Below are 20,244 nucleotides of genomic sequence, written 5' to 3'. Positions count from 1 at the left end.
TTAGTAATAATCCTGTATCTGAACGAGCTGGGAAGTCTTTTCCAAACGAGGTGGCACCGCGGTGATGGATCGTCCTCGATAAACACTTGTTTTGTGTTTATCGAGGTTTTTTTATTTCCATATGAAAGGAGTTATCAAGATGTGTATGTATAAACTTGCTGAACTCCCGGCAAACAAATTAACCCCGGCAGAGATTTATCTTAAGCTTTCGGGCAGAAAAAAATTTTTGCTGGAAAGTACGTTTGGGCATGAAAAAAAGGGAACGTATTCCTTTATCGGAATGAACCCATATCAGGAAATAATCGGGACTGGGAGTAGAACGATTGTGATGGACCGATGTACAAATACGAAGCTAACCGTCCAGGAACCTCCGCTGGAATTTATTAAAAACCATTTTCCCGCTGCAGATATTTCCCTGCCCTTTCCCTTTTACGGCGGAGGTATTGGCTATATCGGATATGACGCTATCCGGCAATACGAAAATATAGGCGAACCATTGCCCGATGATTTGGAGATGCCCGACGTCCATTTTATGCTCTATGAAAATACGATTATTGTGGATCATCGAAAGAATAAAATCTACATTGTTGCAGTAAACATTCATGGCAAACCCGAGGAGGAACTGGACCGGGAATTGCTCTATTTGCAAAAAGCGATAGAGAAACCGATTGCGCTCCCATCCGATAAACAAGCGGATTTCCGCTTTCAGGCAGAAACAGCAAGAGAAGATTTTATCGAAAAGGTCCAGCAAATCCAAAGGCTGATTCAAAATGGGGAAGCAAGACAAGTCGTACTGTCCCAGCGGTTTATTGCCGAAGTAAACGGCTGCCCCTTTTCCTATTATCAACAGCTGCGAAAAAAGAATCCTTCTCCGTACATGTTTTATATCGACTTTGACGATTATATCCTGCTTGGTTCCTCTCCAGAAAGTCTGATTCGAGTTGAAGGAAAAAGGGTGACAACGAATCCGATTGCCGGTACAAGACCCCGGGGAAAGACGATACAGGAAGATGAACAGCTTACGAGAGAATTGCTCCAAAATCCGAAGGAATTGGCAGAACACCGAATGTTAGTCGACTTAAGCAAGGAAGATTTAAGAAAAGTTTGTGAACGAGAAAGTATATCGGTCCCAACAAATATGGCGATTGAAAAGTATGAACACGTCATGCACATTGTTTCCGAAGTACAAGGAATATTAAGGCCGGATTGCAGCGGTTTTGACGCCCTCCTTTCCTGTTTTCCTGCAGGAACCGTATCCGGTTCTCCAAGACATAAGGCAATGACAATTATTAATCAATACGAGGAAAAGAAAAGAGGAGTGTATGCGGGAGGAATCGGCTATATCAACTATCAGCATGACATGAATTTTGCCATCGCCATCCGCTCCCTCGTCATTAAACAGAACAAAGCATACTTGCAGGCCGGAGCTGGCATTGTTCTTGAGTCGGATCCGGAAAGGGAATATTTCGAGACGTTAAATAAGGCAAAATCTTTAACGGAAAAGGTTACTGGCTTATCGTTAACAACTCAAAATTAAAGAAAGGAGAATGAAAAAATGAAAGCATACTTGGAAAAGTTAACTTGTCACCAGCATTTAACATCTGACGAGATGAAGGAGGCAATCACCTATTGTTTGACGGAACAGGCTACCGATGCGGAAATCGCAGCCCTTCTGACGGCATTAAAAGCGAAAGGAGAAACTGCGGAGGAAATTGCCGGAATTGTCGATGCCATCCGCTGTCAGTCTACGTTCCAAACTTCTCCAATTCCAAATGCCCTGGACAACTGCGGTACCGGAGGAGACCGGTCCGGAAGCTTTAATATTAGCACTACTTCCGCCTTTGTCATTGCAGGTGCGGGAATTCCCGTCGCCAAGCACGGCAATCGCAGCATAACGAGCAAAGCCGGCAGTGCAGACGTACTGGAAGCACTTGGTATTTCTTTATATTTTTCCAAAGAACAAGTTGAAGAATTATTGTACGAAAACAACATCGCCTTCTTATTCGCTCCCCATGTCCATGAAGCGTTGAAATCTTTTTCCCGCGTCAGGAAATTCCTTGGGATTCCAACGGTGTTTAATGTCATCGGTCCGTTGACGAACCCTATTTCGCTTGACTATCAGCTTCTGGGGGTATACCGGAAAGATTTAATGCCGATTTTAGCGGACACCTTGCAGAAACTGGGAAGAAAAAGAGCAGTCGTCGTCCATGGAGCAGGAAGTATGGACGAAGCAACTTTATCCGGGGAAAACCATCTTCTATTCATTGACAACGGGCAGCAGACTTCCATTACGATCCGTCCGGAAGATGTCGATCTTCCCTATTATTCAAAAGAAGAAATTGTTGGCGGAAGTTCGAGGGAAAATGCCGACATTTTAGTGCAAGTGCTGAAAGGGAAAAAGGGCGCTTATTATAACACCGTCCTTCTGAATGCCGGCTTAGGCATTTTTACAAGCGGCAAAGCAAGCACCCTTCTTGAAGGAATTGAGCTGGCAAGAGAGAGCATCGAGTCAGGAAAGGCTTACGAAAGGCTGCACTATTTAATCAAGTATAGCCAAAAGCAGAGAAAGGAAGTGATTTAATGTCGATATTAGAAAAGATCCTGGCTGAAAAACAGAGGGAAATAGCACTGTTTCAGAAACAGCAATGGGAGGTCGTAAAGGAAAAACAAGTACCATCTTTTACCGAGCAGGTGCGGAAAGCCGAGACAATTTCAATTATTGCAGAAATCAAGCGGGCCTCTCCTTCCAAAGGAGAAATTAACAGTAAAGTTGATCCGGTTTTCCAGGCAAAACAGTACGAAAAATCGGGAGCAGCAGCTATCTCTGTATTAACCGACTCCGCCTTTTTCCAAGGATCGATGGAAGATCTGGAAAAAGTGCGGGAGGCGGTGAGCCTGCCCATATTATGTAAAGATTTCATTATTGATCCCATCCAAATCGACCGGGCCAAAGCGGCGGGGGCAAATATGATTCTCTTAATTGCTGCTGCATTAAAGGATACACAATTAACCAGTCTTTTTACTTACGCTAAAAAGGAGCATTTAGAAGTGCTCGTGGAAGTTCACAATGAAGAAGAAATGAAACGGGCCATGAAATTAAATCCTTTCCTTATCGGTATTAATAACCGCAACTTAAAGACGTTTGCAGTTGATTTGCAAACGACGGAAAGACTCGCTTCCTATGTAACCAACAATAATTCCATCCTGGTAAGCGAAAGCGGAATAAAAAGTCGGGATGATGTTTACCGCTTGCGCAATGCGGGAGCAAAGGCAATTTTAGTCGGAGAAACTTTAATGCAGGCGGAGAATTTGAAACAGACTTTTCAGGACTTGCAAGTTCCGTTGGCCAAGGAAGGAATTGGACCGGGATGCTCGTAAAAATTTGCGGTATTACGACGTCAGAAACAGCGGAGGCGGCAGCAGCGGCAGGGGCTGACTTTATCGGATTTGTCTTTGCTGCAAGCAGAAGGAAAATTACACCGGAAAGGGCAAAGATGATTGCCAGGTCCCTTTCTTCATCGGTAAAAACCGTTGGAGTTTTTGTAAATGAGACGGTGGAGCAAATGGTGAACATTGCTGAATATGTCGGCCTAGATTATTTACAGCTCCATGGCGATGAAGGAGAAGCTGTGTCGAAACAGCTCCCCCGCCCTGTCATTAAAGCCTTTTCCGTAAAAGACAAAAGCATAAAAAATATAATGAATTATCCTTGTGATTATTATTTAATCGATAGTCCTGGCGGCGGAACCGGAAAATCCTTTGACTGGAAACTGCTCGATAAATTTAACCTAGATGCCAGCAAACTAATTTTAGCCGGAGGATTAAACCCAGAAAATGTACAGGAAGCAATCCGTGTCGTAAAACCCGCAGGAGTGGATGTATCCAGCGGGGTAGAAACAAACGGAGCAAAAGACATTAAGAAAATTAAACAATTTATTCATGCCACTAAAAACGAAAGAAAGGATGAAAAAATTGACAGCATATACAATGCCTGACGAAAGAGGACGTTTCGGCAATTATGGCGGGCAATTCGTGCCTGAACTATTGATGCCGGCATTGATTGAACTGGAGGAAGCGTATGAGGAAGCCGTAAATGATCCGCATTTCCACCGGCAATTCCATCATTATTTGCAGCATTATGTCGGAAGAGAAACCCCCCTTTATTTTGCCGAACAACTCACCAGCCTTCTCGGCGGGCCCGATATTTATTTGAAACGGGAAGATTTAAATCATACCGGAGCTCACAAAATCAATAATACGATCGGCCAAGCTCTGTTAGCTTTGCGCATGGGGAAAAAGAAAATCGTTGCCGAAACTGGCGCTGGCCAGCACGGGGTAGCCACTGCCACCGTCTGTGCCTTATTCGGGCTGCAATGCACTATTTTTATGGGGAAGGAAGATGCGGAAAGACAAAAATTGAATATTTTCCGCATGGAATTGCTTGGTGCCGAAGTTCGGACCGTATCCCAAGGAAGCGGAACATTAAAGGATGCAACGAACGAAGCGTTACGTTATTGGGTCAGCCACGTCGACGACACCCATTATATTCTCGGTTCTGCAGTCGGTCCCCATCCTTTTCCGAAAATCGTCCGAGATTTCCAGTCAGTAATCGGCAAGGAAACGAAAAGGCAAATGATGGAACAGGCAGGTAAACTTCCAGAGGCAATCGTCGCCTGTGTCGGCGGCGGCAGTAATTCTATCGGGATGTTTTATCCATTTATCAAAGAGGAAAACGTAAGGCTTTTTGGGGTAGAAGCTGCAGGACATGGAATTGAAACGAATAAACACGCAGCCACATTAACAAAAGGAAAACAGGGGGTTTTACACGGTTCCCTTTCCAAGTTGCTGCAAAATGAAGACGGACAAATACAAGAGGCCTTTTCTATTTCCGCTGGCCTCGACTATCCTGGGGTTGGGCCTGAACATAGTTATTTACAGAAGATCGGCCGGGTAACCTATACAGCCATAACCGATGAAGAAGCGTTAGAAGCCTTTCAATTTCTCGCTAAATCGGAAGGAATTATTCCCGCCTTGGAAAGCGCCCATGCAGTGGCATTTGCGATAAAACTTGCAAAGGAAATGAAAACAGGAGAATCCCTTGTCGTCTGTCTGTCGGGACGCGGGGACAAGGATGTAGAACAAGTAAAACAGAGACTGGAGGGGCGTTAACATGGGAAAAGAACGAATTGATAAGATATTCCGGGAAAAATTAGCGGCAAAGGAAAAACTGTTTGTTCCTTATATGATGGCGGGAGATGGCGGTTTAGACACCTTGGAAGAAAAGATTGCCTTTCTGGAAAAGTGCGGTGTTTCCGCGATAGAACTCGGCATCCCCTTCTCGGATCCGATTGCCGATGGCCCTGTAATTCAACAGGCTGGAATTCGGGCATTAGAAAGCGGTACGACTCTGGCTTCGGTGCTGGAAAAACTTTCGGTTATCAGAAAAAAATACACGGTTCCTATAATTCTAATGTCCTATATTAATCCGATTTTTCAATACGGCATAGAAAAGTTCGCCCGCGATTGTTTTGCGAGTGGTGTGGATGGGGTGATTATACCCGACATACCAATGGAAGAAGAAGGGATCATTTCCCCCCATTTGGCAGCATATGGCATTGCCTGTATCCGGCTTGCTGCCATGACCAGTCCTCCCGACAGAATAAAAAAGATTGCGGAAAGGACGGAAGGTTTTTTATATGCCGTATCGGTCATGGGGACAACAGGAGCAAGAAACGCGTATGCTGAAAACATTTCTGCTTATTTGCGGCAATTAAAGGAAAACAGCCCTGTTCCTGTACTTGCAGGCTTTGGAGTCTCTAGCGGAAAACAGGCCCGTTACCTCAGCCAATATTGCGATGGCGTGATTGTCGGCAGCAAAATTGTTGACTTATTTTTTAAAGGAAAGCGGGAGGAAATCAAACGTTTGATTGAAAGCAGTTTATCGGGAGAACCGCTTACAGAAAAAGTAAAATTCCCATAAAGAAAGTTCCGGTCTGTATTTTGACCGGAACTTCATTAATCTATTACAGGATAACCTAATTTTTCGATCGTTTCCTGTAATTTTTCTGCGGATACAGTTTCTTCATGAAATGTCGCTTTTACTTTGCTCGAGTTGAATAACACCTTTGCTTCTTCTACCCCATCCATTTTATTTAACGCCTTTTCGATTTTATGAACACAAGATGGGCAAGTTAACGGTTCTAATTGAAACTTTACAGTTGCCATGATTATCTCCCCTTTCTTTTATTCTACTTAAATTGTAAAGGTTGCCTGAAAACTTATCCTTGACTCATGTCAAGTTTTGTCCTTTTTATACCTTCTGCAGATGCAAGTTGGATTAGTAATGTGTGGTTTATGCATGGGCAGCTTTCCAATCCATTTCTTTTTTCTTCCTCTTTCTATCATTAAAACGAATTAAGCGCATGCCATTTAATATAACGAGGAGTACACTTGCTTCATGGATGAACATGCCGGATGCAAGATGGACCGAACCAGCAAGCACCCCAATTAAGAGAATGAATACGACACCGACAGCGAAGGACGTATTTTGTTTCATGTTGCGGCTCGTTGCTTTGGATAACGAATATGCATGGGAAAATTGCATTAATTTATCTGCCATGAGCACAACGTCTGCTGTTTCCATCGAAATATCTGTTCCGCCCTCTCCCATGGCCAAGCCAATGTCTGCTGTTGCAATTGCCGGAGCGTCATTAATACCGTCGCCAGCCATAGCTACTATATGTCCTTCTTCCTTCAATTTTTTCACATGCGTTACTTTGTCTTCCGGCAGCAGTTCCGCATAATATTCATCAATTCCTAGTTGTTTTGCAACGAGTTCGGCTGTATGTCTATTGTCTCCAGTAAGCATGACAATCTTTTTCACTCCATTTTCGCGCATCTCTGCCAGTGCACTCATTGCATCTTCGCGAATTTGATCCGCTATCGAAAAAACTCCGGCGACTTTTCCATCAACGGAAGCAAAAATGGCTGTATTTCCTTCCTTTTCTTTGTTGATGGCGTAGTCCTCCACTTCATCCGGTATGGCAATATGTTCTGCCTTCATTAATTTCCGGTTGCCGACGGCTAGAATCCGTCCTTCCACCTTTCCCCGGACTCCGTTCCCTTTTATGACTTCCCCATCCTCCGGTTCATATAGTGCCGATATTTTCCTCCTCTTCGCTTCTCGAACAATCGTTTGACCTAAATGGTGTTCAGAAATTGTCTCCAATGCGGCAACCATCCGCAACAGTTCTGCCTCACCAATGTTTCCAAAGGATTTAATATCCGTTATTTCCGGTTTTCCTTTCGTCAATGTCCCTGTTTTATCAAAGACAACGGTATCTACTTTCGAAAATGTATCCATCACTTCTCCGCCCTTTACAAGAACTCCATGTTTTGCTCCATTTCCAATTCCCGCTACTGTGGATACAGGAGCTCCGATGACCAAAGCTCCGGGGCAAGCAACGACTAAAAACGTGATGGCGATATGGAAATCTCTCGTTAACAGATAAACAAGAATCGATAGTATAACGACGGAAGGAGTATAGATATTCGCAAATTTATTTAGGAATTTTTCTGTTTTTGTTTTCGATTCCTGTGCTTCTTCCACCAATTCAACGATTTTCGCAAAGGTCGTATCATCGCCAACCTTTTCTGCAATAATTTCAATATATCCGTTATCAACTATCGTTCCGCTAAACACTTTGTCGCGGAATCGTTTCGTTCTTGGCACTGACTCTCCGGTAACTGCCGCTTCATTTAAGGATGCTTGTCCAGAAAGAACGATGCCATCGACAGGCACTTTCCCGCCGGATCGGATAATAACCCGGTCACCTTTTTCCACCTCTTCAATGGAGATTGTCTCTTCTTTCCCATTACGAATAACCGTAGCTTCCTGAGGCGCCATATCGACCAATTGCTTTATCGACGAGCGGGTTTTCTGTAAAGTGCGTGCTTCTAAATAATCCCCAAAGAGAAATAAAAAAGTAACGACAGCGGACTCTACGTACTCCCCGATGAAAATTGCGCCGATTACCGCAATTGTTACGAGCAATTCAATGCTAAAGGCTTTCATCCGCAACGCCTGGAAAGCTTTAATTAAAATAGGAACACCGGCAATGACCGTTGCCGCAATAAGTGTTATTTGCCTGGAATTGACATATCCTGCCAGATGAAAAGTAAGGGCTAACATTAATAGTGCTCCGGAAACCATTGTAATTTGAGTTTTATACCGATGAACAAGCCGATTCATTTTTTTGCTCCTTTCGACTATCTTTCTCTTGATGGTTTTATCTTATAGGAAAGGAAGGAAAATGAAATTGACAGGCATCAATTTTTAGGAATTATATCCGGATTCTAAGAAAAAAAGTTTTCCTGAAATGATACGCCTAAAAATAGGAAAGGAGAAAGCCTTTTGCCCTGTATAATGATTGCAAAAATGAAAATCCGGCCGGATTGGATACCCGGCCGTATAATTTAGTTAAAGATAATATCATGAATATACAATTCGTATTCTCCAGAATGCGCTTCCGGTTCCTGCAATTCAATCCGTCCGCTATAAACAATCTCTCCAGATTCCACATCTGCAACAATGATTGACTTATCTGTATCTCGCTTATTTATCCACTCTACGATATAAATCCGTTCATGAGCCACTTTTATCACCGGAGAATCGCTAAATGACTTTTCAAGCGGCACTTTCTGAGAACCTTGCAGGCTATTCGTCTCTAAAGAATAGGAATAAACATCTATTCCATCCGTAGTGAAGATTGCAAAATAGACCGTTGAGCCGGAAATTTGCGCCTTATCTGGAATTGGAGAAATTCCTGCTGCTGCAAAAGGTTTTATTTCCGGAATCTCAAATTGTTTGATTTCTCCCGTTTCCACGTTATACGATACAAAATATAGTTGTTGAACTTGTTCCACATAATCCCCAGAGTTTTCTGCATCCTGTACGTGTTCGACATTCAGTACCTTTGCCAAAACATATTCTTCTTCTCCGATATGTTCATGTTTATTTAGAATCATGATTTCTGCCCATTGGTTCGCATCCAGTGATTCTTTTTCTTCTATGATAATCTTATCATCCAGCAGTTCCCCTGTTTGAATATCAAAAGTATAGACGTGGATTTCAATTTCATGATTTCCCTGGTGTTCAACTTGATTGCTCGTAAATACCTTTAATACATTATCTGTAACCTGCACATTCTCAACACTCATGGAATAATACTGATTCCTGTTTGGCACTTCCGTCTCCCTCTTCACTCTGCCCCCCGTTTCCTTATGAAGGATATCAATGTCAAAGGTAAAGTCTCTTGAAGAGCCTATTGGTCCTGTAAAGTTGTAGTTTACATCAGCATAAGCTAAGAATTTGCCGTTTTCAAAGAAAGAACTTAACGATGGCCATTTTCCGCGCATATAACTGCGATATTCCTTTTGCCATCTTTCTATCTGCCTATCCCAGCCAAATCCAAATAGTTGTTCAGCAATAGATTGTTCATTAAAATATTTTGTTCCTTCTGCTGAAATCTGCAAACTATGTCCTGACCCCGCCGTTCTGCTTTGATGATAATTTGCATCGAGCAATATATTGCTTATTTCCTCTTCATTACCTTGGATCTTTTTTATTGTAAAGGAAGGACCGTTATCATTTGCTGTTCCTGTCTTCGTATAAAAAAGTCCAAGGATGAGTATAACTGCAGCAGTTAAAATTATGAGCTTCCAGTAACGCTTCATCATCCAGCCTCCTAAACTCTAATCTTCTTATTCAGCAAATAATATCCTAACCAAATAGCTCCTGTCATCACAATTAGACCGGCAAATACTTCCAGCAAAAACATTTCGATTGGGTAAAAAAATCTTGGCAAAAATATTTCGCTAAGGATCAAAGGACTTATAAAAACGAAAAAGGATGCTGCCACGTATAGTCCTCCGATAAAAACGCCCTTCAGACGATAGCTTCGTTCAATTAATATCGCAGTAAATAGGACAAATACAGCCATTAGTCCCGTTCCATAACTAATTAAAAACCCTAAAAAAGAATCGGGTATCAGTATATTAAAATAGTCAAAAGAACGAATAACCTCATGAATTGTTAAATCAAGACGAAAATCCCGCGGAACGAGCAAGCGGACCAAATTCATTTCCAAATAGATCAAGACGATTTGCAAAGAAACAAGTCCAAGCACCATGGTAAAAATAGTCATTGCTTTAGCAAGATAGACATTGAGCCTTTCTGTCGGCAGCATCAGCAATCGGTAAATAAAGGTGTTTTTTCCGAACCAGTCCCGATACCAGATAAAAAACACATATATAAGCAATGAGACAATGCATAGCGCAATCGGGCCAAAAAACCATAAGGAGTGGGTCAAATTCGCTAATGAAAATTGCCCGTAAGTCTCCAGAAAAGATTCCATCGAATTTTGGTTCACAACTATTTCTTCTCTCGCACGCCTCATATATAGTTTCGATATGATAACGAGTCCAGCAAGCTGGGACACGATTGTAACGACAATGAGAACAATGTACAGTTTAAAGAAACGGTCCAATTCAAACCGGAGCAATTTGAAAAAATTAGTCACTGCAAGTGCACCTCCCTCAAGACATCGATGACTGATTTTCCTTCTTTCTCCCGCACTTCTTCTGTATAAAAACTTTTCACCACCGTACCATCGTTTAGAATAACAACCTTATCAATTAAATGTTCGATATCGTTTATCTCATGAGTAGTAATAATCACTCCCCGGTCCTCCACTAAATGACTCGTAAATACGTCTGCAATTTGCTCCCGGCTAAAAATGTCAATCCCTGAAAAAGGTTCATCCATCAACAGGTAATCGACGTCTAACGCAAGGCCTAAAAGCAAATTAATTTTGGCCGTATTCCCTTTGGATAAATTGGATATTTTGTTGCCTTCTTCCAGCTTAAAGAAATCAAGCAATTCCTTTGCCCGCTTTTCATTCCAGCTTTCGTAAAAGTCGTCCATAAATTGCATTGCCTGCTGAATCGTCATTTGGGGAAGCATCGTAATGGCATCCGGGATAAACATGATCTTTTCATAACTTCTCTTGTTTATTTTCTGGCCGTCAATTAATATTTCCCCGCTTTGAATCGGAGTCAAATTCATAATCGCATTCATAACCGTTGTTTTCCCCACGCCATTAACCCCGATCAAGCAAGTAATTTCCCCCTTCTCAGCGGTAAAGGACACCCCTTTCAGCACTTCTTTCCGTCCAAATCTCTTTGTTATTTCTCTTACTTCAATCATTTTCTCCCCTCCTGTTCCTCGTTAAGCTTTGCTTCAATTAATCCGACTACTTCATCCAGCGATACATTAATCGGCCGGATGGCGTGAACGAAAGCATCTACCGCTTCCATAATCATCTCCTGTCTGACCGACGCAATTTTCTCAATATCCTTTGTCACCTTGCTCGGATTATTGCCTTCCGTATAAATCAATCCTTCTTCCTCCATTTCCTTATAAGCACGCTGTGCCGTATTTGGATTAATTTTCAATTTAGATGCCAATTCTCTTCTGGATGGGATTTCTTCGCCTGGCTCAAATGCCCCTGTCGCGATTTGTTCTTTAAAATATCGGATAACTTGAACATAGAGCGGATCCCGTTTATTGAAGGTAATATTCATGTTCAACAGCTCCTAACCCTCCTCGTGTATTAATCACTTAATACACCATGGATATGAAAAAAGTGTATTAACCCGTTAATACATTCTTATTGTGTATTATATGGTTAATACAGTTTGTTGTCAACAAATTTTTTATAAGTTTTCGACAACATTTCCAAAAATATTTCCTAGGAAATCAAAATGTTCCATAAACTGACTTTCCTTCACATAATGCACCAAACTTCGCTCTCGTGCTATGTTAAAATGGAAGGGCAAAAGAAAATGATGATTTTTATAAAGATAACCTATTCGCAGAGGAGAAATAGTTATGCTTAAAATTGTTTCATGGAATGTGAACGGACTGCGTGCCTGTGTCCGGAAAGGTTTTTTAGATTTTTTCCATCAGGCAGATGCTGATATATTTTGTGTTCAGGAAACCAAACTGCAGGAAGGTCAAATAGATTTGGAACTGGAAGGCTACGAACAATATTGGAGCTATGCAGAGAAAAAAGGGTATTCGGGTACAGCCGTTTTCACAAAAAGGAAGCCGAATGCCGTTTCCTATACGATGGGAGAGGAAATTGGCGAAAAGGAAGGCCGTATTATTACGTTAGAATTTGACACGTTTTATTTAGTCAATGTATATACGCCAAATGCAAAACGGGATCTTTCCAGACTAGCCGAACGCCTGAAATGGGAGGACAATATTTTTGATTATCTTCGTAAACTGGACAAAGAGAAGCCGGTCATTTATTGTGGCGATTTAAACGTAGCCCATCAGCCCGTTGACTTGAAAAACGATAAATCAAATGAAGGAAATTCCGGTTATACAAAGGAGGAACGCGGGAAAATGACCCGCCTTTTAGAAGCAGGCTTTATCGATACGTTTCGTTATTTATACCCGGAAAAGGAAGATGTATACACCTGGTGGTCCTACATGAAGACGGTGCGGGAAAGAAATATTGGCTGGCGGATTGATTACTTTATTATTTCCGAAAGGCTTAAATCTGTCCTGAAAGATTCCCAAGTACATGCAGATGTGTACGGAAGTGATCACTGTCCGATTTTGCTAAATATTGATCTGTAAGGCGGAGGGCAGCAGATGTTTCCTCAAACATAAAAGAGGAGTTATTCTAGGGCTTGTTTGAATAACTCCTCTTGGGTTTATTGTTTTAACTTCAGAAAATAATCGATAATTCCTAAGGAACATACTTGCATGTCTAGATTTATGACAATATAAACCGGATGATCATCAGGTATCCCTTTATCCCGAAGGTCTTCTTTAATTTTTTGCATCAGTCTTTCGGCAAGGACGTCATATCCCTTTTTTTCTTCGATTACTTGCTCTCCTTCATCAACGAATACCTCAAGCCAATCAAGGGCTTGCTGCAATGCATCATCCACATTCTCGGTCATGCCGAAGTGCCCGTAATAAATCCGGTCTACCTTCATTGCCCGAATTCGCTCAATGGAATGCTTCATTGCCTCTGGATCAAAGTGATTTGGAGATGTTGACGGCAAATAATATTCGATTCCGTCAGGCACCACTTGCTGATAAAATACACCGACCGTATCCCCCGTAAAAATGCCGTTGCTTACCGGGTCATAAATGCTAAAGTGGTGTCTTGAATGTCCCGGTGTATCAAGGAATTTTAAAGTACAGTCCGGTCCAATCTCCAGTGTATCTCCTTCATTTTTTACGATTAGCCGATCTTCGGGTATCGGAATAATTGGATCAAAGAAGTCGGAAAAACTTTCCCCATAAATCGCTCGCGCTCCGGCAGCCAATTTCCTTGGATTAATCAGGTGTCTTTCCCCTCTAGGATGAACGACCACCTGTGCATTCGGACAATCTTTCAGCAGCAATCCTGCTCCGCCGGCATGATCTAAATGGATATGGGTTACAATAATGTATTTTACTTCGTCTAATCGAAATCCTAATTTTTCTAATCCTTTTTTTACATGCTTGATCGATGGACTTGGTCCTGTTTCAACAAGGGTCAATTCTTCTTCAGCAATGACATATGTACCTGTCCGATAAGGAATATTCATATCGTAACCATCAATTAAATATATTCTGTCACCTAAGTAAATCGGCTCCTTTTCCTGCATGACCATCCCCCTTTTGCCTTTTACCATATGTTAGCATACATTCCAATATTTTATCAAAATAGTAAATTTTCATTTCTCCATAGGGAATAAGGATTACTTTCTTGCTCAAAATAATGAGGAAAAAAAGATAGGAGGTTATATTATTGCATAATCAACAGCAAAACCAGCATTTTCAAAGTTCTTCACAAATGCCGGCGGAAATTAGCCACGGCGGCCATGAGCTTTTTGATGCCCATGAAGCTATCGGCGGTCTTGTTGCCGGTATGGAGCAATATTTATTTTACGAACAGCACATCCAAGACCCTGAGCTGAAAACGATATTAAACAAACAAAAAGCCTATTTAACCCAAGTTTACAACAGTCTCGTCGAAACATTAAAAACCGGACAGGAACCTGCTGTCAAAGTACAAACGTACAATTTTTCCCAACCGAGCAACAATACGATATACGGCATGCAGCCTTCCCAGCCGAAAAAACCAGCCCAATCCTTAAATGAAATTAATGACGAATGTATATCCGGCTTTATGATGGGCTGTTTAAAATCTTGCGCTTCCGCCTTCACGCTGGCGGCGTTGGAATCAACTAACCCGGTGATGCGGAGGGTATTTGCCGACAGCATTCCAAATATTATCGAAATGGCCTACGAAATCTTTTTATACCAAAACAAACACCATTATTACCAAGTACCGCAATTGAAACAGGAAGATATGCAAAACTATATCAACGCCTTCCAGCCGATACAAAACCAAATGCCCCATTAAGAAAAGCACCCATCCAGGGTGCTTTTTCGCTGATCTTGGTGAATCTTTTTTATCGTTTGGGCGTATTATAGTTAAGATTTGAAAAAGGAGCTGAAGTGATGAATACACATGAAATTGATTACAAATTATATGGCGACGATATGCAGTTTGTCGAAGTGGAACTGGACCCGGGGGAAACGGTTATTGCCGAAGCGGGAAGCTTAATGATGATGGAAGACCAAATTCGGATGGAAACGATTTTTGGCGACGGATCTGGAAAACAATCCAGTTTCATGGATAAATTAATTGGTGCCGGAAAACGGTTAATTACCGGCGAAAGTCTGTTTATGACAACCTTTACAAATGAAGGAATGGGAAAACGCCACGTATCATTTGCTTCCCCATATCCGGGCAAAATAATTCCGATGGACCTTAGTGAATTAAATGGAAAATTAATTTGCCAAAAGGATGCATTTCTTGCTGCGGCAAAAGGGGTTTCTGTCGGTATTGAGTTTCAAAAACGGATCGGCACCGGATTTTTTGGCGGGGAAGGCTTTATTATGCAGAAACTCGAAGGTGACGGATTAGCCTTCATTCATGCCGGAGGAACAATCCAGAGAAAAGATTTGGGACCGGGAGAAGTTCTTCGGGTTGATACCGGATGCCTTGTCGCGATGACGAGCGATGTTGACTATAATATTGAATTTGTCGGCGGAATAAAAACTGCTCTATTTGGCGGGGAAGGACTGTTTTTCGCTACGTTAAGAGGCCCTGGTTCCGTATGGATTCAGTCCCTTCCTTTCAGCAGGCTCGCGAGCAGAGTATTTGCAGCCGCACCCCAACGTCCCGGCTCGGAATCCAAAGGAGAAGGCAGCCTCGCAGGAGGATTGTTTGATCTGCTTGGCGGCGACAGACGGTAGCATTGCATTGGCAAATTATACTTACGCATGTCGAGATTAAACAATCCCATCTTGCCCATACTATCCGTGAACACATCTTTTTAAAGAGGTGATTCAAATGGGCAGGGATGAGCATCGGAATAAAAAGAACCAATATCTTGCGCAAACGCCTAAAACAGAAGTTTCCGACGGAATCGATATTGAATTTTCCGAGGAATTAGCCGATATAGATGATAGGAAGGCGCAAGAAAGAAGCAAAGCAGCAGAACGGCGGGTAAAAGCGCGAAGAACATTGTAATTATAAAAGCGATTCGATACGTCGAATCGCTTTTTGAAAAGGAACGATTCAAATGCATAAAAAAGATGTGAATGACTATTTAACGGAAGGCTTGTACGGCACCCGGCTGCCAAAGGATGATGAAAGAAGGAAATATTTAGGAACGCTAAGAGAAAGAATCGTTCTTGCTCTAACAATTAGCCAAGTAATGACAGATAAAGGCATTGCCCATTTAGAGCAGGCGATGAAAGAACATCCGAAAACAAAATTGTTAATGAACGGCAAAGTAGACATTCGTTTTCTCAAGGAAGAAAAGAGACTGGCAAACAAATATAATATTCCTTATACGATTATCCAAAATGAAGAGAGCGATACAAATATAGGGGCTGTTTTAACCTACGATTATGCCATTGACAAAGAAAATATATTTATTCCAGAAAATAACGGGACAGAGAAAAAAGAAGAAGAACAGAATGATGACAACTTTCTTAAGCGCCTGAAAAAGTGGTTTTCATAAAAATCCCGCTACATACCAACCATACATTGGATAAACAAAATCCTCCAGGGAAAAATAACCTTGGAGGTGTTTTTTATGACCAAACCTTACCGTTGTCCAAATTGCAAAACGAACCGATCCCGGTTTAACCGCATTGAACAGATTGCAACGCCGATAAAAATCGATGCACAATCCGGAGAGTTAATTGCCGAATATCGAGACGAGCCGGTTGAAATCTTCCATCGTACTTACAGCGGTCCGAAATACCGAATCCAATGTGCTTACTGCGGTTTGATTGAAGATGAACAAGTTTTTGTTCAATTTGCAAAATATGAAGGCAATTGACTACCTTCCCCTTCCTTTACATCAGCAATACATTTTTTTATAATTAAATTAATCGTCAGAATTTTCAGGGGAGGGGATAGGATGACAAACATTAAAGAAGGGACACTGCTTTGGAAGCCGACCGAGTCACAGAGGAAACAATCCAAAATGTTTCAATATATGAACTGGGTTAATGAAAAGAAAGGAAAATCGTTTACGGATTATCATTCTCTTTGGAACTGGTCCGTAAACGAAGTGGAGGAATTTTGGGAGTCGATTTGGCAATTTTTCAGCATCCAAGCAAAAGAGAACTATTCCACCGTTCTTACGAGCCATGAAATGCCGGGGGCAAAGTGGTTTCCGGAAGCGACCATTAATTATACGGAACATGTTTTTCGCAATCGGGATCCGCAAAAAACGGCCATTTTACATACATCGGAAGACAGAACATTACAGGCAGTGACGTGGGACAAACTGTATAAAGATACGGCAGCATTACAGCATACTTTAAAGAAGCTTGGTGTACAAAAGGGCGATAGGGTCGTTGCATATGTTCCTAATATTTACGAAACTGTAGTTGCTTTTCTTGCTGCAGCAAGTTTAGGTGCAGTCTGGTCCAGTGCTTCGCCGGATTTTGGCACTCAAAGCGTCATTGACCGTTTTAAACAGATTGAGCCAAAGGTAATGATTACTGTTGACGGTTACCGCTACGGCGGAAAAGAATTTGATCGTCTGGAGATTGTAAAAAATATCCAGTCCGAACTGCCTTCTTTAAAGGCAACAATTGCTATTCCTTATTTACATCAGCATGCAGATTTCTCCACGCTAATTAATGTTGTCTCGTGGAATGAGGCAACTCAAGCTGAGCAAGACAAATTAACGGTAGAACATGTATCCTTTAACGATCCCCTCTGGATTCTGTTTTCATCGGGAACGACAGGAAAACCAAAGCCGATTGTACAGAGCCAAGGGGGAATCCTGCTCGAACATTATAAAGCTCTTTCTTTGCATAATGACATAGGTGAAGAAGACCGCTTTTTCTGGTTTACTACAACAGGATGGATGATGTGGAATTTCCTTGTCGGCGGACTGCTTACCGGAAGTACAATTATTCTTTTTGATGGAAATCCAATGTACCCGGATGAGACAAGACTTTGGAAATTGGCAGAAGAAACGAAGATGACCGTGTTTGGAACGAGTGCCAGCTTTATTACGGCATGTATGAAGAAGGGAATCCGTCCGAAAGAGAGCTTTAATTTATCTGCTTTAAAATGCATCGGTTCAACAGGATCGCCCTTGCCGCCGGAAGGATTTAAATGGTGCTATGAAAACGTGAAATCTGACTTGTGGATTGCATCGGTCAGCGGCGGGACAGATGTTTGCACCGCCTTTATCCTAGGAAACCCAATGTTGCCAGTGTATGCCGGGGAACTGCAATGTCGAGGATTAGGAGCAAAAGTAGAAAGCTTCACAGATGCCGGCGAGCCGCAAATAGAACAAGTTGGTGAATTAGTTTTAACCGAGCCTTTGCCTTCCATGCCGATTTATTTTTGGAATGACCCGGACGGAACCCGCCTGCACGAAAGCTATTTTGATATGTTCCCAGGTATTTGGCGGCACGGAGATTATATTAAAATAACGGAACGTCATACGTGTGTGATTTACGGCCGTTCCGACGCCACGATTAATCGCGGCGGCATACGAATCGGCACGAGTGAAATCTATCGTGCTGTAGACCGCGTCTCCGAAGTTGAAGATAGTTTAATTGTCGATATTCCGAAAAACAACGGCGAATCTTCCACCCCGTTATTTGTTGTGCTGAAGGACGGTCATACGCTAACTGATGAATTAATCCAAAAAATTAACTATCAGATTCGGACTCAATGCTCCCCTAGACATGTGCCGACGGGAATCTACCAAGTTGAAGATTTGCCAAAGACTTTAAACGGGAAAAAGCTGGAAGTGCCAATCAAGAAAATATTAATGGGACAACCGGCGGAACAAGTTGTAAACAAAGGGTCCTTGGCCAACAGTAAAGCACTCGAATATTTTATCGACTTTGCCAAAAAACATACGTTTGTCTAAACAGGAGCAGCATCTTGCTCCTGTTTTTTTGGCTGGAAAGATTTTTGAACAAAAAGATTGAAATAAAAGGACAAACTAGATATAATAATAAACGTCTGGGGCATTAGCACAGCTGGGAGTGCGCTACGCTGGCAGCGTAGAGGTCACCGGTTCGAGCCCGGTATGCTCCATCTCGAGAACCCTTGTGTAGCAAGGGTTCTTTTTCTTTTGTGAGGATTTTATGGTGAGGAAAGTGCAGGTGCACAAACCATATTTACTTTATTTCCATAATGATTGCCATCTCCCTTTGCAATCGAGCTGCCCACTCAAACAAACCGATTTGATCTAAAATTAATGAAATAAGAATAATTGCAACAAACGATAATGTCGCGTTCCAGGTAATGTCTATTACTTCTAAGACATCACTAAATTCCACTACTCCTACTAGAAGAGCAACGATTGCCCCCGCACAGGCAGAACAACCAATATTTAATCCTTTCGGTTGCCACATAACGAAGATTAATGTTTTAATAAAAATGATTAATGCTAATACTACGACAGTTGACAAAAGATAGACCGCCAATAAACCAAATGTTGGTGAAATTGTACATCCCTCTTAAAGAAAAGAGGGATGTACTTGCATAATAAGTGATTTCTTAACTTACACAGCAAACATTGGCTTCATCTTGTTTCATATATTCCTTCGTATAGAAGAACTCCCATTCATTCCCATCTGGATCTGTCACCCAAAATTTATCTTGAAGAGCATAACAGCAGGTAGTGTTCATTTCCTCACGTGTAAAGAATCCTTCTTTTTCTAGTCTTTCCTTATGGTAAATAACTTCTTCAACATTTTGGACTTGGAAACCAAAGTGATTAACTTGATTACCTTTTACTTCGTCCCTTACGTTTAATGTAAAATTTAATCCAGGTTCAGCTAATAAAAATTTTGCGTAATCTGGTTTAATTTTTACTGGTTTGGTTCCAAACACCTTTTGATAAAACTCAATTGATTTTTCTAAATTGGTAACATTAATCCCCACGTGAACATACTTCATTTGATTTTCCTCCTTTTATCATTTGTTAAATCAAAAAAAATTGATATATAAGTTAAAAAAAATTAACAACAGCTGTTATTTCCTGCTTTATTTTCTACTTTTCTAAAAATGCAACAAAGTTCTTCAGAGAGCAAGTTATTTACTTCTTTTTCATTGATGTCGTAATAATTCCAAGTTCCCTTTGTTTCTTTTTCAATTAAGTTGGCATCTAATAAAATTTTAAGATGATACGATAGTTTTGACTGTGAAACTCCAAAAATTTCCATCAAATCACAAACACAAGTTTTACCTCTTTGACAAAGTTCGTACATTATTTCTAACCGTTTTTCATCCGCAAGAGCTTTAAATTTTTTTTCATATAATTGAAATGTTGGTTTTACCGCTTCCAATTTACACCTCTCCTTTCATCAAAATTTCTTGATGTAATTTAATAATAAAATAATTTCCAAAATAATGCAATTAATAAATCAAAAAAAATTGATTTATCTGTAATATAAGATTGTTAAGGGCAAATAAAAACACAATATGCTGTATCTTGAATGTGTAAAATAGTTCTCGGTGATATTTCTACAAAATCCTAGCCAAAAAGGAAGAGGCACTCTATCATAAATGTATGCTTACCAGGCAAATACACTTAGAAAGAGGCCTCTTC

General features: G+C 41.3%; 22 protein-coding genes, 1 tRNA gene, 1 pseudogene and 1 other annotated feature (1 of these 25 only partly in view). Of the genes and pseudogenes, 14 read left to right on the top strand and 10 right to left on the bottom strand.

Annotation, left to right across the window (positions count from 1 at the left end; translation table 11 throughout):
* Positions 1-80 (top strand) — a binding site (T-box leader) (it extends 166 nt beyond the left edge of the window).
* A gap of 59 nt (positions 81-139) precedes the next feature.
* From trpE to trpA, 6 genes are read left to right on the top strand one after another with little or no spacing between them, the layout of a single operon-like run.
* Entirely contained in the window at positions 140-1,537 is a 1,398-nt protein-coding gene (gene trpE, locus IEV18_RS04640) for an anthranilate synthase component I (RefSeq protein WP_188391214.1), read from the top strand.
* Between the two features lie 18 nt (positions 1,538-1,555).
* Entirely contained in the window at positions 1,556-2,581 is a 1,026-nt protein-coding gene (trpD, locus tag IEV18_RS04635) for an anthranilate phosphoribosyltransferase (RefSeq protein WP_188391213.1), read from the top strand.
* Positions 2,581-3,378 carry an indole-3-glycerol phosphate synthase TrpC gene (gene trpC / locus IEV18_RS04630; RefSeq protein ID WP_188391212.1) on the top strand — a complete coding sequence of 266 codons (798 nt, stop codon included), beginning with the start codon at positions 2,581-2,583 and terminating at the stop codon, positions 3,376-3,378. The genes trpD and trpC overlap by 1 nt, the downstream gene beginning before the upstream one ends.
* Entirely contained in the window at positions 3,369-3,995 is a 627-nt protein-coding gene (locus tag IEV18_RS04625; protein WP_188391211.1) for a phosphoribosylanthranilate isomerase, read from the top strand. Before trpC ends, IEV18_RS04625 begins: the two co-directional genes overlap by 10 nt.
* Positions 3,964-5,169 (top strand): tryptophan synthase subunit beta, encoded by a 1,206-nt coding sequence (gene trpB, locus IEV18_RS04620; protein WP_373281886.1) that lies wholly within the window; start codon positions 3,964-3,966, stop codon positions 5,167-5,169. The genes IEV18_RS04625 and trpB overlap by 32 nt, the downstream gene beginning before the upstream one ends.
* 1 nt (position 5,170) lies before the next feature.
* On the top strand, positions 5,171-5,980 hold the full coding sequence (gene trpA, locus IEV18_RS04615; RefSeq protein WP_188391209.1) for a tryptophan synthase subunit alpha: 810 nt from the start codon (positions 5,171-5,173) through the stop codon (positions 5,978-5,980).
* Positions 5,981-6,015: 35 nt separating this feature from the next.
* On the opposite strand, the gene IEV18_RS04610 is transcribed toward trpA, so the two are convergent.
* From IEV18_RS04610 to IEV18_RS04585, 6 genes are all read right to left on the bottom strand, one after another.
* Positions 6,016-6,225: a heavy-metal-associated domain-containing protein gene (locus tag IEV18_RS04610; protein ID WP_188391208.1), complete on the bottom strand. Its 210-nt coding sequence runs from the start codon at positions 6,223-6,225 to the stop codon at positions 6,016-6,018.
* Between the two features lie 127 nt (positions 6,226-6,352).
* Positions 6,353-8,251: a heavy metal translocating P-type ATPase gene (locus tag IEV18_RS04605; protein ID WP_188391207.1), complete on the bottom strand. Its 1,899-nt coding sequence runs from the start codon at positions 8,249-8,251 to the stop codon at positions 6,353-6,355.
* 224 nt (positions 8,252-8,475) lie between these two features.
* Entirely contained in the window at positions 8,476-9,735 is a 1,260-nt protein-coding gene (locus tag IEV18_RS04600; RefSeq protein WP_188391206.1) for a hypothetical protein, read from the bottom strand.
* An 11-nt stretch (positions 9,736-9,746) separates the two neighbouring features.
* Positions 9,747-10,580: a hypothetical protein gene (locus IEV18_RS04595; protein ID WP_188391205.1), complete on the bottom strand. Its 834-nt coding sequence runs from the start codon at positions 10,578-10,580 to the stop codon at positions 9,747-9,749.
* A complete protein-coding gene (locus IEV18_RS04590; protein WP_188391204.1) occupies positions 10,577-11,266 on the bottom strand; it encodes an ABC transporter ATP-binding protein in 690 nt (229 codons plus the stop codon). The genes IEV18_RS04595 and IEV18_RS04590 overlap by 4 nt, the downstream gene beginning before the upstream one ends.
* On the bottom strand, positions 11,263-11,643 hold the full coding sequence (locus IEV18_RS04585; RefSeq protein ID WP_188391203.1) for a GntR family transcriptional regulator: 381 nt from the start codon (positions 11,641-11,643) through the stop codon (positions 11,263-11,265). Before IEV18_RS04585 ends, IEV18_RS04590 begins: the two co-directional genes overlap by 4 nt.
* Before the next feature lie 307 nt (positions 11,644-11,950).
* On the opposite strand from IEV18_RS04585, the gene IEV18_RS04580 reads away from it, so the two are divergent.
* Positions 11,951-12,709 carry an exodeoxyribonuclease III gene (locus IEV18_RS04580; protein ID WP_188391202.1) on the top strand — a complete coding sequence of 253 codons (759 nt, stop codon included), beginning with the start codon at positions 11,951-11,953 and terminating at the stop codon, positions 12,707-12,709.
* Positions 12,710-12,786: 77 nt separating this feature from the next.
* Here the strand turns inward: IEV18_RS04580 and IEV18_RS04575 are convergent, their stop codons facing one another.
* A complete protein-coding gene (locus tag IEV18_RS04575) occupies positions 12,787-13,734 on the bottom strand; it encodes an MBL fold metallo-hydrolase (RefSeq protein ID WP_188391201.1) in 948 nt (315 codons plus the stop codon).
* A 143-nt stretch (positions 13,735-13,877) separates the two neighbouring features.
* Between IEV18_RS04575 and IEV18_RS04570 the strand changes: the two genes are divergently transcribed.
* From IEV18_RS04570 to IEV18_RS04540, 7 genes are all read left to right on the top strand, one after another.
* Positions 13,878-14,495 (top strand): spore coat protein, encoded by a 618-nt coding sequence (locus tag IEV18_RS04570; protein WP_188391200.1) that lies wholly within the window; start codon positions 13,878-13,880, stop codon positions 14,493-14,495.
* A 98-nt stretch (positions 14,496-14,593) separates the two neighbouring features.
* Positions 14,594-15,394 (top strand): TIGR00266 family protein, encoded by an 801-nt coding sequence (locus IEV18_RS04565; RefSeq protein ID WP_188391199.1) that lies wholly within the window; start codon positions 14,594-14,596, stop codon positions 15,392-15,394.
* A gap of 97 nt (positions 15,395-15,491) precedes the next feature.
* Entirely contained in the window at positions 15,492-15,671 is a 180-nt protein-coding gene (locus IEV18_RS04560; protein WP_188391198.1) for a YfhD family protein, read from the top strand.
* Positions 15,672-15,723: 52 nt separating this feature from the next.
* Positions 15,724-16,167, top strand: coding sequence for a YueI family protein (locus IEV18_RS04555; RefSeq protein ID WP_188391197.1), 444 nt, complete (start codon positions 15,724-15,726; stop codon positions 16,165-16,167).
* 75 nt (positions 16,168-16,242) lie between these two features.
* Positions 16,243-16,491: a DNA alkylation repair protein gene (locus tag IEV18_RS04550; RefSeq protein WP_188391196.1), complete on the top strand. Its 249-nt coding sequence runs from the start codon at positions 16,243-16,245 to the stop codon at positions 16,489-16,491.
* An 81-nt stretch (positions 16,492-16,572) separates the two neighbouring features.
* The gene (locus tag IEV18_RS04545) at positions 16,573-18,555 is read left to right on the top strand and encodes an acetoacetate--CoA ligase (protein WP_188391195.1); all 1,983 of its coding nucleotides are present in this window, start codon (positions 16,573-16,575) and stop codon (positions 18,553-18,555) included.
* A 97-nt stretch (positions 18,556-18,652) separates the two neighbouring features.
* Positions 18,653-18,725 (top strand) — tRNA-Ala (locus IEV18_RS04540).
* A 125-nt stretch (positions 18,726-18,850) separates the two neighbouring features.
* On the opposite strand, the pseudogene IEV18_RS04535 reads toward IEV18_RS04540, so the two are convergent.
* The 3 genes and pseudogenes from IEV18_RS04535 to IEV18_RS04525 all read right to left on the bottom strand — a co-directional run.
* Positions 18,851-19,102 (bottom strand): annotated as a pseudogene (locus IEV18_RS04535) (ArsB/NhaD family transporter); the annotation flags it as partial.
* A gap of 88 nt (positions 19,103-19,190) precedes the next feature.
* Complete coding sequence (locus IEV18_RS04530) at positions 19,191-19,592, bottom strand: ArsI/CadI family heavy metal resistance metalloenzyme (protein WP_188391194.1); 402 nt, start codon at positions 19,590-19,592, stop codon at positions 19,191-19,193.
* A gap of 62 nt (positions 19,593-19,654) precedes the next feature.
* Positions 19,655-19,981, bottom strand: coding sequence for an ArsR/SmtB family transcription factor (locus IEV18_RS04525; RefSeq protein ID WP_188391193.1), 327 nt, complete (start codon positions 19,979-19,981; stop codon positions 19,655-19,657).
* Between the last annotated feature and the right edge of the window lie 263 nt (positions 19,982-20,244).

This window comes from Compostibacillus humi, from assembly GCF_014637175.1.
GTDB classification, from domain to species: domain Bacteria; phylum Bacillota; class Bacilli; order Bacillales; family Amphibacillaceae; genus Oceanobacillus; species Oceanobacillus humi.
The sequence above is the reverse complement of the archived record's forward strand: the minus strand, read 5'-3'. Positions and strand labels throughout refer to the sequence as shown.

Excerpts from the sequence above, each read along its gene's own strand:
- trpE (WP_188391214.1), top strand. The coding sequence starts at position 140 with ATGTGTATGTATAAACTTGCTGAACTCCCGGCAAACAAATTAACCCCG.
- trpD (WP_188391213.1), top strand. The coding sequence starts at position 1,556 with ATGAAAGCATACTTGGAAAAGTTAACTTGTCACCAGCATTTAACATCT.
- trpC (WP_188391212.1), top strand. The coding sequence starts at position 2,581 with ATGTCGATATTAGAAAAGATCCTGGCTGAAAAACAGAGGGAAATAGCA.
- IEV18_RS04625 (WP_188391211.1), top strand. The coding sequence starts at position 3,369 with ATGCTCGTAAAAATTTGCGGTATTACGACGTCAGAAACAGCGGAGGCG.
- trpB (WP_373281886.1), top strand. The coding sequence starts at position 3,964 with ATGAAAAAATTGACAGCATATACAATGCCTGACGAAAGAGGACGTTTC.
- trpA (WP_188391209.1), top strand. The coding sequence starts at position 5,171 with ATGGGAAAAGAACGAATTGATAAGATATTCCGGGAAAAATTAGCGGCA.
- IEV18_RS04610 (WP_188391208.1), bottom strand. The coding sequence starts at position 6,225 with ATGGCAACTGTAAAGTTTCAATTAGAACCGTTAACTTGCCCATCTTGT.
- IEV18_RS04605 (WP_188391207.1), bottom strand. The coding sequence starts at position 8,251 with ATGAATCGGCTTGTTCATCGGTATAAAACTCAAATTACAATGGTTTCC.
- IEV18_RS04600 (WP_188391206.1), bottom strand. The coding sequence starts at position 9,735 with ATGAAGCGTTACTGGAAGCTCATAATTTTAACTGCTGCAGTTATACTC.
- IEV18_RS04590 (WP_188391204.1), bottom strand. The coding sequence starts at position 11,266 with ATGATTGAAGTAAGAGAAATAACAAAGAGATTTGGACGGAAAGAAGTG.
- IEV18_RS04585 (WP_188391203.1), bottom strand. The coding sequence starts at position 11,643 with ATGAATATTACCTTCAATAAACGGGATCCGCTCTATGTTCAAGTTATC.
- IEV18_RS04580 (WP_188391202.1), top strand. The coding sequence starts at position 11,951 with ATGCTTAAAATTGTTTCATGGAATGTGAACGGACTGCGTGCCTGTGTC.
- IEV18_RS04575 (WP_188391201.1), bottom strand. The coding sequence starts at position 13,734 with ATGCAGGAAAAGGAGCCGATTTACTTAGGTGACAGAATATATTTAATT.
- IEV18_RS04565 (WP_188391199.1), top strand. The coding sequence starts at position 14,594 with ATGAATACACATGAAATTGATTACAAATTATATGGCGACGATATGCAG.
- IEV18_RS04560 (WP_188391198.1), top strand. The coding sequence starts at position 15,492 with ATGGGCAGGGATGAGCATCGGAATAAAAAGAACCAATATCTTGCGCAA.
- IEV18_RS04555 (WP_188391197.1), top strand. The coding sequence starts at position 15,724 with ATGCATAAAAAAGATGTGAATGACTATTTAACGGAAGGCTTGTACGGC.
- IEV18_RS04550 (WP_188391196.1), top strand. The coding sequence starts at position 16,243 with ATGACCAAACCTTACCGTTGTCCAAATTGCAAAACGAACCGATCCCGG.
- IEV18_RS04545 (WP_188391195.1), top strand. The coding sequence starts at position 16,573 with ATGACAAACATTAAAGAAGGGACACTGCTTTGGAAGCCGACCGAGTCA.
- IEV18_RS04530 (WP_188391194.1), bottom strand. The coding sequence starts at position 19,592 with ATGAAGTATGTTCACGTGGGGATTAATGTTACCAATTTAGAAAAATCA.